The sequence below is a fragment of the Hwangdonia seohaensis genome, assembly GCF_031932625.1.
Lineage (GTDB): Bacteria > Bacteroidota > Bacteroidia > Flavobacteriales > Flavobacteriaceae > Hwangdonia > Hwangdonia seohaensis.
Genome location: NZ_JAVSCK010000001.1, coordinates 931,461 through 946,709 on the forward strand (window position 1 = coordinate 931,461; position 15,249 = coordinate 946,709).

The 15,249-nt window shown below is 35.7% G+C and carries 15 protein-coding genes; all 15 read left to right on the forward strand.

Annotation, left to right across the window (positions count from 1 at the left end):
• Positions 1–5 precede the first annotated feature (5 nt).
• The 15 genes from sufB to RNZ47_RS04115 all read left to right on the forward strand — a co-directional run bounded on the left by sufB (position 6) and on the right by RNZ47_RS04115 (position 15,244).
• Positions 6–1,454, forward strand: coding sequence for a Fe-S cluster assembly protein SufB (sufB, locus tag RNZ47_RS04045; RefSeq protein WP_311936765.1), 1,449 nt, complete (start codon positions 6–8; stop codon positions 1,452–1,454).
• Between the two features lie 82 nt (positions 1,455–1,536).
• Positions 1,537–1,959 carry a hypothetical protein gene (locus RNZ47_RS04050; protein ID WP_311936768.1) on the forward strand — a complete coding sequence of 141 codons (423 nt, stop codon included), beginning with the start codon at positions 1,537–1,539 and terminating at the stop codon, positions 1,957–1,959.
• Positions 1,960–1,961: 2 nt separating this feature from the next.
• Positions 1,962–2,714, forward strand: a complete 753-nt coding sequence (gene sufC, locus RNZ47_RS04055) for a Fe-S cluster assembly ATPase SufC (protein ID WP_311936771.1) — start codon at positions 1,962–1,964, stop codon at positions 2,712–2,714.
• Positions 2,715–2,791: 77 nt separating this feature from the next.
• Positions 2,792–4,105 (forward strand): Fe-S cluster assembly protein SufD, encoded by a 1,314-nt coding sequence (sufD, locus tag RNZ47_RS04060; RefSeq protein ID WP_311936773.1) that lies wholly within the window; start codon positions 2,792–2,794, stop codon positions 4,103–4,105.
• 139 nt (positions 4,106–4,244) lie between these two features.
• Positions 4,245–5,459 (forward strand): aminotransferase class V-fold PLP-dependent enzyme, encoded by a 1,215-nt coding sequence (locus tag RNZ47_RS04065; RefSeq protein WP_311936776.1) that lies wholly within the window; start codon positions 4,245–4,247, stop codon positions 5,457–5,459.
• Positions 5,460–5,628: 169 nt separating this feature from the next.
• Positions 5,629–6,696: a zinc metalloprotease gene (locus RNZ47_RS04070; RefSeq protein WP_311936779.1), complete on the forward strand. Its 1,068-nt coding sequence runs from the start codon at positions 5,629–5,631 to the stop codon at positions 6,694–6,696.
• A gap of 81 nt (positions 6,697–6,777) precedes the next feature.
• The gene (locus tag RNZ47_RS04075; RefSeq protein WP_311936782.1) at positions 6,778–7,206 is read left to right on the forward strand and encodes a hypothetical protein; all 429 of its coding nucleotides are present in this window, start codon (positions 6,778–6,780) and stop codon (positions 7,204–7,206) included.
• 38 nt (positions 7,207–7,244) lie between these two features.
• A complete protein-coding gene (locus RNZ47_RS04080) occupies positions 7,245–7,667 on the forward strand; it encodes a SufE family protein (protein WP_311936785.1) in 423 nt (140 codons plus the stop codon).
• Positions 7,668–7,787: 120 nt separating this feature from the next.
• Positions 7,788–8,114, forward strand: a complete 327-nt coding sequence (locus RNZ47_RS04085; protein WP_311936788.1) for a DUF59 domain-containing protein — start codon at positions 7,788–7,790, stop codon at positions 8,112–8,114.
• Between the two features lie 62 nt (positions 8,115–8,176).
• The gene (locus RNZ47_RS04090; protein WP_311936791.1) at positions 8,177–8,683 is read left to right on the forward strand and encodes a DUF2480 family protein; all 507 of its coding nucleotides are present in this window, start codon (positions 8,177–8,179) and stop codon (positions 8,681–8,683) included.
• Positions 8,684–8,760: 77 nt separating this feature from the next.
• The gene (locus RNZ47_RS04095; RefSeq protein WP_311936794.1) at positions 8,761–9,690 is read left to right on the forward strand and encodes a DUF3078 domain-containing protein; all 930 of its coding nucleotides are present in this window, start codon (positions 8,761–8,763) and stop codon (positions 9,688–9,690) included.
• A gap of 205 nt (positions 9,691–9,895) precedes the next feature.
• Positions 9,896–10,261 carry a response regulator transcription factor gene (locus tag RNZ47_RS04100; RefSeq protein WP_311936796.1) on the forward strand — a complete coding sequence of 122 codons (366 nt, stop codon included), beginning with the start codon at positions 9,896–9,898 and terminating at the stop codon, positions 10,259–10,261.
• Positions 10,262–10,264: 3 nt separating this feature from the next.
• On the forward strand, positions 10,265–11,368 hold the full coding sequence (locus tag RNZ47_RS04105) for a HEAT repeat domain-containing protein (RefSeq protein ID WP_311936798.1): 1,104 nt from the start codon (positions 10,265–10,267) through the stop codon (positions 11,366–11,368).
• Positions 11,361–12,788, forward strand: a complete 1,428-nt coding sequence (locus RNZ47_RS04110; protein ID WP_311936801.1) for a glycosyltransferase family 2 protein — start codon at positions 11,361–11,363, stop codon at positions 12,786–12,788. Before RNZ47_RS04105 ends, RNZ47_RS04110 begins: the two co-directional genes overlap by 8 nt.
• A 35-nt stretch (positions 12,789–12,823) precedes the next feature.
• The gene (locus tag RNZ47_RS04115; protein WP_311936803.1) at positions 12,824–15,244 is read left to right on the forward strand and encodes a sulfatase-like hydrolase/transferase; all 2,421 of its coding nucleotides are present in this window, start codon (positions 12,824–12,826) and stop codon (positions 15,242–15,244) included.
• Positions 15,245–15,249 lie beyond the last annotated feature (5 nt).

Sequence of the window (15,249 nt, forward strand, 5' to 3'; positions counted from 1 at the left end):
GGAATATGAACAAGTATACTGAAGACGATTTACGCGAAGAGCTAAAAACCAAAGAATACGAATACGGTTTTTATACCGATATAGAATCGGATACATTCCCTAACGGATTGAATGAAGATGTGGTTCGCGCTATTTCCAAAAAGAAAGAAGAACCGCAATGGATGACCGATTGGAGATTGGAATCCTTTAAAGTTTGGAAAGAAATGGTAGAGCCGGACTGGGCCAATGTAAATTACGAAAAGCCGGATTTTCAAGGCATTTCGTATTATTCGGCACCAAATACCAAACCTAAATACGATAGTATTGATGAGGTTGACCCCGAATTATTGGCAACTTTTGAAAAACTGGGAATTTCTTTAGACGAGCAAAAAAAACTTGCTGGCGTAGCCATGGATGTAGTTATTGATTCCGTTTCGGTGGCCACCACATTCAAGAAAACATTGGGTGAGAAAGGTATTATTTTTATGAGTATTTCTGAAGCTATTAAAGAGCACCCAGAGCTTGTGAAAAAATATTTAGGTACCGTTGTACCACAAAAAGACAACTTTTATGCCGCCTTAAATTCGGCTGTATTTAGCGATGGTTCTTTCTGTTACATTCCAAAAGGGGTGCGTTGCCCCATGGAATTGTCAACCTATTTTAGAATCAATCAAGCGGGAACTGGTCAGTTTGAGCGTACACTTGTTATTGCAGACGAAGGTAGCTACGTAAGTTATTTAGAAGGCTGTACGGCTCCAAGCAGAGATGAAAACCAATTGCACGCCGCCGTTGTTGAGTTGATCGCTTTAGATGATGCCGAAATAAAATATTCAACCGTACAAAACTGGTATCCTGGAAACGACCAAGGAAAAGGTGGTGTTTATAACTTTGTTACCAAGCGTGGTTTATGCGAAAAAAACGCTAAAATCTCGTGGACACAAGTGGAAACAGGTTCTGCCGTTACTTGGAAATATCCGAGCTGTATTTTAAAAGGCGATAATTCTGTTGGTGAGTTTTACTCAATCGCAGTAACAAACAATTATCAGCAAGCCGATACGGGAACGAAAATGATTCACTTAGGTAAAAACACAAAATCCACTATCATTTCAAAAGGTATTTCTGCCGGAAAATCACAAAACAGTTATCGTGGGTTGGTTCAAATAAATTCAAGAGCCGAAAATGCACGTAATTTTTCGCAATGTGATAGTTTGCTAATGGGCAACGCATGTGGTGCACATACCTTCCCATACATTGAAGCGAAAAACAAAACCGCAATAATCGAGCACGAAGCGACTACCAGTAAAATTGGCGAGGACCAGATTTTTTACTGTAATCAACGTGGTATTGATACCGAAAAAGCGATTGCTTTAATTGTAAACGGGTTTAGTAAAGAGGTGTTGAATAAACTCCCGATGGAGTTTGCCGTTGAGGCTCAAAAACTATTGGAAATAAGTTTAGAAGGAAGTGTTGGGTAATCTTTTGTTATTTCTGCGACCTGTGCTGAACTTGTTTCAGTAAGGCAGGAATCTCAGTAATCCAACCAAAAATTTTAAATAAATGAAAAGAGTATTTTTTATCGCATTAGTTCTAACAGTATTTATTAGCTGTAAAAAAGATGCCGAATCTCAGAAATCCGAAGAAACCATCAGTTTGGATAGTGAAGAAAGGACAGCAAAACAAAGCGATGGGTTAACCCTTTTAAAAGGTGAGTTTGTGTATTATGCCGATGCTGCTGTTTTACAAACGCATGCCCAAATTTACGGTGTAATTCTTAACGATAAGGTTGAAGAATTAAACAATAAAGCAAAAGCATTTAAAAAAGAACCAACCGATTTTGTACAAGTTGAGATTCGCGGAAAAATAACCCAAAAACCAGAAGGTGAAGAAGGTTGGGACAACCGCGTAGAAATAAAAGAAATATTAAGCGTTACAGCTTCAAAAAACGATAACGATAATTTAGTAAAACTAGGAAAAGAGTAATTATGTTAAAGATAAAGAATTTACACGCAAGTGTTGAAGACAAGGCCATTTTAAGAGGTGTAAACCTTGAGGTAAAACCAGGAGAAGTACACGCTATTATGGGACCAAACGGTTCTGGGAAAAGTACATTGGCATCGGTTATTGCCGGAAAGGAAGAGTATGAAATGGACCAAGGGGAAATCATTTTACAAAATGAAAACATCAACGAGCTTTCGGCCGAAGAACGTGCACACAAAGGCATTTTTCTGTCGTTTCAATATCCGGTGGAAATCCCAGGGGTTTCGGTAACAAACTTTATTAAAACCGCTATTAACGAAACCCGAAAAGCAAAAGGTTTGGAAGATATGCCGGCAAAGGACATGCTAAAACTAATCCGTGAAAAAGCCGATTTGTTGGAAATAGACAGAAAATTTTTATCGCGCTCGTTAAACGAAGGGTTTTCCGGTGGTGAAAAAAAACGAAACGAAATTTTTCAAATGGCCATGCTCGAACCAAAATTAGCCATTCTTGACGAAACCGATTCTGGTTTGGATATTGACGCTTTGCGCATTGTTGCCAACGGTGTAAATAAGTTTAAAAGTAAAGACAACGCCGTAATCGTTATTACGCACTACCAACGTTTATTGGATTATATCGTACCCGATTTTGTACACGTTATTCACGAAGGCCGCATTGTAAAATCCGGAACAAAAGAATTGGCACACGAGCTAGAAGAAAAAGGTTACGATTGGATTAAAGAAAAAGCGAACGCATAACAGTAACTAGTCCACAGTCCACAGTAAGCAGTCTTTTTAACTGCAAACTGAAGACTGCAAACTGAATACTTATCAATATGGATTTAAAAGAAAAATTAGTATCATCCTTCATCGTATTTGAAGACCAAGCTGATGTTGACACCTATGTGCACAATGTTAGAAACGATGCTATTAAAATATTTGAAGCAAAAGGGTTTCCCACTAAAAAGGAAGAAGCTTGGAAATACACCTCGTTAAACAAGCTGCTTAAAGAAGACTACAGTGTTTTCCCAAAACAAGAAAGCACTATAGATTATAACGATATTAAAAAATATTTCATCCATAATATAGACAGCTATAAAATAGTGTTTATCGATGGTAAATATTCATCACATTTATCGCAAACCACGCACGATGGTATCGATGTGTGCTTAATGTCATCAGCTTTATCAAAACCAAAATACCGATTGGTGATTGAAAATTATTTCAACAAAGCTGCCGAAAAAGACAGCTTAACATCACTAAACACGGCGTTTTCCCAAGAAGGGGCATACATTCATATTCCAAAAAATAAGTTGGTTGAAAAGCCTATTCAAATTATACATTTATCTACCGGAAACGAGTCGGCAACCATGTTGCAACCACGTAACTTGGTAGTGGTCGACGAGAATTCGCATGTGCAAATTATAGAGCGCCACCAAAGTTTAACCGATAACGCGGTGCTCACCAATAGCGTTACCGAAATTTTTGCCAATAAACGCGCCATTGTAGATTATTACAAAATACAAAACGACAACGCCAACGCATCCTTAATAGATAATACCTTTATTAAGCAAAAGCGCGAAAGTGTCGCATCGGTGCACACCTTTGCCTTTGGCGGTAAATTAACGCGCAACAACCTTAATTTTTATCAAGAAGGCGAGCGCATCAATTCCATCTTAAAAGGGGTTACCATTATTGGCAACAAACAACATGTCGATCACAACACTTTGGTGCACCACATCGAGCCAAATTGCGAGAGCCATCAAGATTACAAAGGTATTTTTGCCGAAAATTCAACCGGTGTATTTAACGGAAAAATAATTGTTGAAAAAGAAGCGCAAAAAACCAATGCCTTTCAAGCCAATAACAACATTTTGGTAAGCGACAAAGCCAGCATAAACACCAAACCGCAACTCGAAATTTTTGCCGACGATGTAAAATGCTCGCACGGTTGTACCATAGGGCAACTCGACGAAAGCGCTATGTTTTACATGCGTTCGCGCGGTATTCCAGAAAAAGAGGCCAAAGCCCTTTTAATGTACGCCTTTAGCAACAACGTGTTAAGCTCGGTTAAAATTCCAGAGATAAAACAGCGCATCACCAAAATAATCGCCAATAAATTAGGCGTAAATATTGGGTTCGATTTGTAACAACTTTGTCATTCCCTCGAAGGAGGGAATCTTATGATATTTAAACAATTTTTTTTGAAGCTATTTCCCGCTATCCACTGTATCTTTTTTTCGTGCCTCAAAAAAGGATGCCGTTTCTATCGGGGCTAAACCATCAGCAATGTTCAAGGTAAACGACATAAGACAAGACTTTCCCATACTTAACAGACAAGTAAACGGAAAACCCTTAGTGTATTTCGATAATGCAGCAACCTCGCAAACCCCACAACAGGTTATTGATGTTATTGTAGAATATTACTCAAAATACAACGCCAACATTCATCGCGGCGTGCATACCTTAAGTCAAGAAGCTACCGATTTATACGAGCAAGCGCGCTTAAAAATACAAGCGCATTTTAATGCCAAATACACGCACGAAATCATTTTAACATCAGGCACAACCGATGGGATAAATTTAGTCGCAAACGGCTTTTCGTCACTATTAAAAAAAGGCGATGAGGTTATTGTTTCAGCTTTAGAGCATCATAGTAATATTGTGCCTTGGCAAATGCTTTGCGAGCGCACGGGTGCCATTTTAAAGGTGATTCCCATGAATGATGCCGGCGAATTGGAAATGGCACAATACGATAAATTACTTTCAAAAAACACAAAACTTGTTTTTGTAAATCATATCTCAAATGCCTTGGGGACTATAAACCCCATCGCGTATATCATTGAAAAAGCACACAGCGTTGGCGCCGCCGTTTTAATTGATGGCGCACAGGCTTGTCCGCATGTAAAGCCAGACGTTCAAAAATTGGATGTCGATTTTTATGTTGCTTCGGCACACAAAATGTGTGGGCCAACGGGCGTTGGGATGCTTTACGGAAAAGAAGATTGGTTAAACAAATTACCGCCCTATCAAGGTGGTGGCGAAATGATAGCCGAAGTTACGTTCGAAAAAACCACTTATGCCGACTTACCACATAAATTCGAAGCCGGCACACCAAACATTTGTGGAGGTATAGCTTTTGGGGCAGCCATCGATTATATGAACCAAATTGGTTTTGATGTCATTGAAAACTACGAACACGAGCTGTTGGATTATGCCACAGAAAAACTTCTGGAGATAGAAGGTTTAAAAATCTACGGCACCGCAAAAAACAAAACATCGGTTGTTTCGTTTAATTTAAAGGGCATTCATCCCTACGATGTGGGTACCATTTTAGATAAATTGGGCATTGCCGTTCGTACGGGCCACCATTGTGCGCAGCCCATTATGGATTTTTATAAAATCCCGGGAACCGTTCGCGCTTCCTTTGCGTTTTACAACACAAAAGCAGAAATTGATGCGTTGGTTGAAGGGGTGAAAAAGGCTAAAATGATGCTTTCATAGGGTACACTTTTATATATCTACATATTTCATTTTTTAAAATTTCCTATTGTTAAATAATTAACAGCGCAATGTATTTTGTCTAATAATTAACGATTAATTTATTGAATTGTTAATTTTTACACAAAAAAATTATACATTGTGCAACGACTAATTCAAATAATTTTTAAAAATGAAAAAAGTATTTTTAAGCATGGCCGCTGTAGCCTTTTTATTTGCAGCTTGTAGCGACGATTCTAAAGAAGCTATCGTTGAAGAACAAAACATCGACATGAGTGATTTTTATGTCTACACAGATTCGAATGACGATTTAGCTTCAAAGGAAAACAAAGGAAAGGGCAATTCCAAGTTTTGTTACGCAATGGAAAATTTAAATCGCCAATTAAACCAAAACCCAGGTTTAGAGAAAAAAATGTATGATGTTGAGTATCATACCCGAAAATTTCTCGCCGGAAAAGGAAAACCACCTAAAGGGGGCGGTGGCTCTGGAGGAGGTTCTGGAGATACGGATGTTGACGTATTACCAATCCAGGACAATTTAGGTATTATTAATATCCCGGTTTATATACACATCGTATATCCCGATGCAAACAGTATTTCTACTTCTCAAATTAATTCTCAAATGGCTACTTTAAATGCTGATTTTAGAGATATTAATACCAACTTACTTCCATCGGGAACTACATTTGCCAATGATGCTACAGATGCAGGTTTTAGTTTTTCGTTGGCAGGGACATTTAGACATAACGATTCAAGGTCTTCTTGGGGAACAAATGATGCTATAAAAAGTGCTTATCCGCCAATTACACCAGAAACACATTTAAATATTTGGGTGTGTGAAATAGGAGGTGGCATTTTAGGGTATGCGCAATTTCCGGGTGGCAATTCATCAACAGATGGTGTCGTGTTAGGTGGCAACTATTTTGGAAACACAAGTGGTGCATACGGCTTGGGTAGAACCGCAACGCATGAAGTTGGGCACTACTTTAACCTGCGCCATATTTGGGGTGATGGTAGATGTAATCGAGATGATTTTGTTGCTGACACACCTAAATCTGATAGATCCAATGGGGGGTGTCCTACGTTTCCAACCACACATTGTAAATCTGCCGACATGACAATGAATTATATGGACTATACTTACGATTCTTGCATGTATATGTTTACAGATGGCCAACGTAACAGAATGAGAGCTATTTTTGCACCGGGCGGCGCAAGATCCTCAATGATAGGCAGCTAAATTGTATTTATTAATAAAAGTTAAAAAGACGCCAATTTTGGCGTCTTTTTTGTATTCTTATATAGTTTAAAATCAATAAAAATGAAACATCTGTTTTTAATACTTTCTTTAGTGTTTGTAGATAATAGTTGCACACAATCAAAAATAAATCAAGATGCCATTACTTTGGAATATACCACGCAAACTAGGGGTGCTTACAAATGTATTGTAATAAATAAAAAGAAAGTTTCAACAGTAAATAAGTACGGTGAAAAACCAGACATAAAAACGTGTAGCGAAACAGATTGGAACCAATTAATGAAAACTCTTAAAACCGTTGATGTTAAAAATATTCCGAATTTAAAAGCGCCTTCCGAAGATCGCTTTTTTGATGGTGCCGCCATAGCGAATTTAAAAATCACATACAACGGTAAAGTTTACGAGTCGCAATCTTTCGATCACGGTAACCCGCCAAAACAAATCACTGCACTTGTTAAAGAAATGCTATCTATTACCAAAAAAATTGAATAGCAACATTTCTTATTGTATTTTTGTATAAAATTGAATCTATGAGTATTGAAGACATTCAAAACGAAATAATAGACGAGTTCTCAATGTTTGAAGATTGGGAAGAGCGTTACCAATATATGATTGATTTGGGCAAAGATTTACCTTTAATTGATGAGCAATATAAAACCGAAAGCAACATCATTAAAGGATGCCAAAGTAAAGTTTGGGTGCATGCCGAAATGAACGACGATAAAATTGAATTTACCGCCGATAGCGATGCCATTATTACAAAAGGAATTATTGCTATTTTAATTCGCGTATTTTCAAATCAACACCCAAAAGATATTATTGATGCCGATACGGATTTTATCGATAAAATTGGATTAAAAGAACACTTGTCGCCTACACGCGCCAATGGTTTGGTAAGTATGGTAAAACAACTTAAAATGTATGCCATCGCATATCAAACCCAGTTAAATTAAAGAAACACTCCAAAAGTTAAAAACTTTTGGTTTCAAATAAACTGTCATTCCCGAGACATCGGGAATCCACTTAAATAAGATTCCCACCTTCGTGGGAATGACAAAAAAAAAGTAGTTATTATGAGCGATACAACAATAGACACGAATGCCTTAGGTGAAAAAATAGTAAATGTTATAAAAACGATTTACGACCCAGAAATCCCTGTTGATATTTACGAACTTGGATTAATTTACGATGTATTTGTAAACGAAGATTACGACGTTAAAATTTTAATGACATTAACCACGCCAAACTGCCCTGTTGCAGAAACCTTGCCTTTGGAGGTTGAGGAAAAAGTAAAATCGTTGGATGAGGTAAAATCTGCCGAGGTTGAAATCACTTTCGATCCGCCATGGACCCAAGATTTAATGAGCGAGGAAGCGAAGTTGGAATTGGGCATGCTGTAATTTAGGTTGCAGTCTCAGTCTCAGTTTTCAGTTTAGCATTAAACAATTTAACGCCTACTTTTTTGAAAGACGAAATTATAAATCGCGTAGCGAATAGTAAGTTAATAACCGTTAACCTTGAGGATTATTATCCCGATGGCAAACGTGTGCTTTTTGATATCAAAGATTGGCTGTTTGAAGGTTTCGTTTTGCGCGAAAAAGATTTTAGGCAAAAAGCCTCAGAACACGATTGGTCGCAATATCAAGGCAGTTATGTAGCACTAACCTGCAGTACCGATGCCATTGTTCCGGCTTGGGCGTTTATGCTTTTAAGTGTTCATTTAGAGCCTTTTGCTAAAAAAACCATTATCGGTAATCTTGAGAATTTAGAAACTTCCATCTATCAAGATGTTCTTAAATCACTCGATGTTTCGGAATACGCAGACAAACCTATTATTATTAAAGGCTGCTCTAAAAAACCAGTGCCGCAAAACGCGTATATTATGTTGGCAACTAAACTAAAACCAGTGGCTAAATCTATTATGTATGGCGAAGCCTGTTCTTCGGTGCCTTTATTCAAAAAAAAATAAGATTTACTTTTGTTGTGACTTAAACTAATAAGTTGGTGTCTAAACATGTAACAACATATAATTTAACCACAATTAAAATGAAAAAAACGCTATTATTTTTTACTTTTCTTATAGGAATAATTTCTATAAACGCTCAAACTTTAGAGGAGTTAAAAGCAACTCAAAAGGAAAAAAAAGATTCTATTGCAGCCATTCAAGGGCGCGTTAATGCCATTCAAGGGCAAATTGATGCACTGCCCGGTTGGAAAAAAGGGGCTTTTGGTACCATTGGCGGAAGCATTTCCAGTTTTAAAAACTGGTACGCTCAAGGCACACCCAATAATAATTCCGGAAACATTGGCTTTACGGTTAATGCTTTTGCAAACTTAAATCAGGATAAATTCTTTTGGAGAAATGCGGCAAACGTAAACTTATCTTGGGTAAAATTGGATGACAAAGACGACCCAACGGATAGCGATAAATTTAGGGAAGCTACCGATGTTTTTAATATCAACTCGTTATACGGGCACAAACTAAGCGAAAAATTCGCGATTTCCGGTTTAGCCGAATACAGAACAACCATTTTAAGCAATTTTAACGATCCCGGATTTTTGGATTTGGGTGTTGGTGCCACTTGGACACCAGCTAAAGATTTAGTGGTTGTTGTGCATCCATTAAACTACAACTTTGTGTTTAGCAGCAATTCGGTTATAGATTTTGAGTCGTCTATGGGTGCTAAAATCCTTGTTGATTATACGCGACAAATTGATGCTGTAAGTTTCAAAACCAATTTATCGATGTTCCAAAGTTATAAATCTGGAGATCTATCGAACTGGACCTGGACCAACTCTTTTGGATATACCTTATGGAAAATGATTGGTGTTGGTTTTGATTTGGGTTTAAGACAAAACAAACAAGAAGCGTTTAACTACCAACAAAGTCAACCAGGAAGTACAAATGCACAGTTAAAAGATACCGATAACAAACTACAATCGTATTGGGTGTTCGGACTTAATTATAAGTTTTAGACCATTTAAAAAATATACCACGCAAAAAGGCTATCTGTTAGATAGTCTTTTTTTGTTTATAAACTTCATTTTTAAGCATATATTATAACATAAATAATTTTCTTTCAAAAATTGAGATTAATGCATTTTATCTGTTTTATTTGTATTTAATCGATAATTTTATTTATATTGCCCCCAATTAAGCTCCCAACTTTATTAACTACTTATGGCCACCAAGAAAATAATATTAGCAGAGGATAACTCTACACTATCAATGCTATTAAAATTCCGTCTAGAAAAAGAAGGATACCATTTACTATCTGCAGTAAACGGGAAGCAAGCTTTGGAACTCATTGAAACCGAAAAACCAGATTTAATAATAACCGATATTATGATGCCGTTTGTTAGCGGTTTAGAGGTTATTAGTCATGTACGAATTAAACTGGATTCGAACACGCCTATAATTGTATTCTCGTCTGCAGGTCAAGAAGAAATGGTTTTAAAAGCTTTCAGTTTAGGTGCCAACGATTTTATGGGAAAACCTTTTAGTCCAAACGAATTAATGATTAGAGTCAATAGACTAATTAATTAGAAGATGGATAGCCTAAACTACATTTTCAATTATATTGAAGATTTTCCATTTTTGGTTAAATCTACTTTGTGGTTTAGTGGTATTTTAGCTTTGCTCATAATAATACTAATCCTTTATCTACGGCTAATTCGGTTACATTTAAGAATAAAGGATACCGAAATTAAAACCCTTAAAAATGAATACGAAACTTTATTGGTAGAATACCTGTATTCCGGAAGCAGTACAGAACATTTAACGGAGAATCAATTATCTATAATTTCAAGATTAAAGAGAGAAGCAACCATTAAATCGAGAAGAAAAATTATTGTTTTAATTCTTTATAAATTAATGAGTGAGGTTTCTGGTGAAATGTCTGAAGCTGCAAAAATATTTTATTTTAAAACCGGATTATTTGAGTTTGCCTTAAAGGGTTTAAAATCTAAAAAATGGCATATTATTTCGAAAGCCATTGGAGAACTTAGAAGGTTTCAGGTTGTTGAGGTACAAAATGAAATAAAGCCATTAATTACACACCCTGTGCGCGAAGTTCGTAAAGAAGCACACTTGTACTTTGTGAGTTTATTTCAGTTTGACGGCCTCATGTTTTTAAACAAAATAAAAACCCCACTTTCGGAATGGGATCAATTGCAAATTCTCGGAATATTGCAACGGTTTGATAAACAAGATATCTGCGACATTAAGCCTTGGTTAAAATCGTCAAACCATACGGTTGTTTTATTTGCCTTAAAACTCGCTAAGGTTTACAATCAATTTGAAGTAAAAGATGTACTAATTGATTTGCTTTCACATGAAAACCAAGACATAAGAATTTGTACCATAGAAGTTTTAACAAGTTTATATGGTATCGAAGCTAAAGAGGTATTAAAAACCAATTTTAACGAATTAAGTATCGAAGAGCAGCTTTGCTTTTTTGAGATGTTAGAAAAATTAGTGGTCCCAACGGATGAGCCTTTTATCGAAAAACATCTGTTTCACAAAGACTTTGAAATACAACTATTAGCGCTTAAAATATTAAAGTCCATTAACCTTGATAAGTTTTTAGGGTTAAAAGAATTGGCAACAAACAAGGATAAGTTTGACATGTATAAATTTGTAAATAATGGATAATACTACGGCACAAATCATTATTCAAATATTTCATTATTTGTTTTTTGCTTTCGCTTTTTTAGCCATAGTATCATACATTATACTATCTGTAATTTCTGCAAAAGAAACCACACAGTATCTTAAAAAAAAGAGCTTTATAAATTATAAAGATATTCTATCGTCTTCCATTTCACCGTCAATAAGTATTATAGCTCCAGCTTATAACGAAAGTCTTAATGTGGTTGAAAATGTACGGTCGTTGTTGTCCAATCATTATGCTAATTACGATGTTATTATTGTAAACGATGGGAGTACCGATGATAGTTTAGAGAAATTAATTGCCGCCTACGATTTAGAAAAAGTGGAGTTTTTAATAAATGAAAAGCTACAAACCGAACCACTTCGGGCTGGTGTTTTTAAATCTAAAAATCCTGCTTTTGAAAAGTTAATAGTAGTCGATAAAGAAAACGGTGGTAAAGCCGATGCCTTAAATATGGGGCTTAATATAAGCAATAGCAAATATGTAGCTTGTATAGATGTAGATTGTTTATTGTTAGAAGACGCTTTACAGAAAATGATAAAACCTTTTCTTGAAGAAACCGAAACCACGGTTATTGCATCTGGAGGTGTAATTCGCATTGCGAACTCCTGTACCATTAGCGGCGGTAAATTATTAGACGTAAATCTTCCTAAAAATTTGCTTGTTCAATCTCAAATATTAGAATACATTCGTTCATTTTTACTGGGCAGAATGGCATGGAGTAGACTAAACGGATTATTGGTAATTTCGGGAGCTTTTGGCATATTTGAGAAAAAAATTGCGATAGAGGTAGGCGGTTACGATACCAATACCGTAGGGGAAGACATGGAAATTGTAGTGCGGATGCGCCGCTACATGGAAGAAAGTAACAGAAAGTACAAAGTATCATATATTCCCGACCCTTTATGTTGGACGGAAGCACCCGATAACTATAAAGATTTTATATCACAAAGAAACAGATGGACTCGAGGTACTATTGAAACCATGAGAAAACATCGAAAAATAGCGTTTAATCCCAAATATGGGTCTTTTGGAATGATTAGCTATCCGTATTGGTTAATATTTGAGCGTTTAGCACCTGTTATAGAGGTTGTTGGCCTTGTATATTTTATAATATTATTGTTTTTAAACGCCGTACGTTGGGAGTATGCCTTATCCTTCTTTTTATTGGCCTATTTATTTTCGGTATTGCTATCAATCCTTGCACTGTATTCTGAAGAATTATCATTTCACCAATATAAGAAGAAAGGCATGGGCATAAAACTTGTATTATTAAGCGCTATTGAACCGTTTATTTTACACCCATTTATATTGTATGCGGCTGTAAGAGGTAATATTGATTACTATTTTAACAAAAATAAAAAATGGGGTAAAATGACGCGTAAAGGTTTAACAGGCTAAAGTCTAATCCCGATAAAATTAATTATAAAGTAGGTATGAAGTTTAACTTTAAGAATAAGGATTTTTATGGGTACGCATGTACAACCTTATCTTTAATTGGGGTGTTTTGGTGTATCAGTCTTTTTGAAGCTTTGTCTTTAAAAACCAGTGCCCACGACACTTTATTTAATACGATTTTTTTTAAGTTTATTAATGATTTTTGGGTGGCTTTAATTGTTGGTATCTTATTGTTTCCGGTATATCTATTACTTCATTATTTATCAAAAAAATATGCGCTTAATATTATCAAAGCCCTGTTTGTAATCATAATAATCATACAGTTTTCGCTTGTAAAATACAGTGTAACAACACTTTTAAATTTAGGCGCCGATCTTTTAGGCTATTCTTTTGATGATATCTATAATACCGTTTCTGCTTCAGAGTCCTTGTCTGTCACCTATTTTATACCGTATATTTTATTTCCCATATTGCTGATTTTGTTTTTCAAATTAATCGAAAAGTTTGTCAGCAAACGTAAGTTAACCGGCGGAGGCATTATACTTATCGTACTATTTGGCAGTGCCATGTTAATATCGTACAACAATACTTCTAACAAAAAAAATCAAAATAAAATAGCGTATTTAACGGCCGATATCATTAAATATCAAAAAGATAAAATCAACCTCAGCACCACGGCTTTCAACCGGAACGATTATCCTTTATTAAAACCATTTCATACGTCTAAAGATGTGTTGTCACCATTCTTCAACATGAAGGAAGAGAAGCCCAATATTGTAGTTTTAATTGTAGAAGGTTTGGGTACTGAATTTATTGGCCATAGAACCTACGGTGGCTTTACGCCATATTTAGACGGTTTAATTTCAAAATCTTTGTACTGGGACCATTTTGTAAGCACCACAGGCCGAACCTTTGGTGTTCTCCCTTCTTTGTTAGGGTCGTTGCCTTTTGGAGACACTGGTTTTATGGAAGTGCCTCAAACGCCATCCCATATATCATTAATTAGTGTTTTAAAAGCTAATGGATACACGACTTCTTATTACTCTGGAGATCGATCTGGATTTGATAAAAAAATTAATTTTCTTGAATATAACGAGATTGAAAACATTGTTGACGAGAGTAAATACGAGCAGGAATACATAAAAACCGAAACTAATTCCGGTGGCTTTTCGTGGGGCTATCCAGATGCCGAAATTTTCAAAAAAACCTTAGCTTCTTTAGATGATAAAAAACAACCGCGATTAGATATAATCATGACGCTTTCTAATCACGAGCCTTTTAAATTCCCCAATAAAGAACTTCACGAGTTAAAGGTAGACAGTATTTTAAACGCTAATAAAAACCTTAAAATATCAAAAGAAGAGGTTTTAAATCATAAAGATATTTACGCCACTTTAAACTACACTGATGCGTCTATCAAAGATTTTATGACGGCCTATGCAAAACGTAAAGATTACAACAATACTATTTTTATTATTACAGGCGATCACAGACTAATTCCGATTTCACAAAAAGACAAACTGTGTCGATTTCATGTGCCTTTATATATTTACAGTCCTCTTTTAAAGAAAGCCGAAAGGTTTAAATCTGTGTCTTCACACTGGGATGTTGCACCAAGTATACTTGCTTTTTTGGCGAAAAACTACAAGCTTAATAATTTAGAAGAAACCGCTTGGATGGGCGAAGGCTTAGATACGGCACGGCAGTTTAGAAACATTCATAAAATTCCATTAATGCGTTACAAAGGAAGCATTAACGATTATATGTATCAAGATTATTTGTATTCTGATGGTGAATTGTTCAAAATAAAAGAGAATTTTAATACGTCTATAATCGACGATGAGGTATTGATTAACCAACTGTCAGATTCATTGATGTCATTTAAAAAAATGAATGCTTATGTAACTCAGCAAAATAAGATTTTCCCCGATTCACTAAATATATACATGAAATCCCGAATCGATTTTTCTGAAGCGCAATTGGCATCAATAAAAACCATGGTAAACGGATTGTCTTTTGATGAAACATTTGAAATTGCTAGAGAAAAAGCATTTAATAAAGAACGTGAAAAGGCACAATTACTATGCGATTATATTTTAAACGAGCTTCCCAATCATGCTGATGCCCGCACATTAAAAGGCAGAACTTTAGCATGGGATGGGTATTTTGAAAAAGCCGAAGCCGAATTATTAAATGTTGTTAAAAGATCGCCTTTTTATTACGATAGCTATTTAGCGCTTTTAGATATGTATTGGTGGTCTGGTCAAGAGCACAAATCTGAAGCTATATTTAAAAAAGCTATAAAAAATAAAATAAAAGAACCAGAGCTTAGTTTTAAAATGGCCCAAGCGTATTTAAGAAACCAAAACACCAAACAAGCCATTAAATTAATGGATAGTATTATTAATAAACACCCCAATAACACCAATTATTTAACGTTTAAAAAAACCTTACAGTAAAGGCC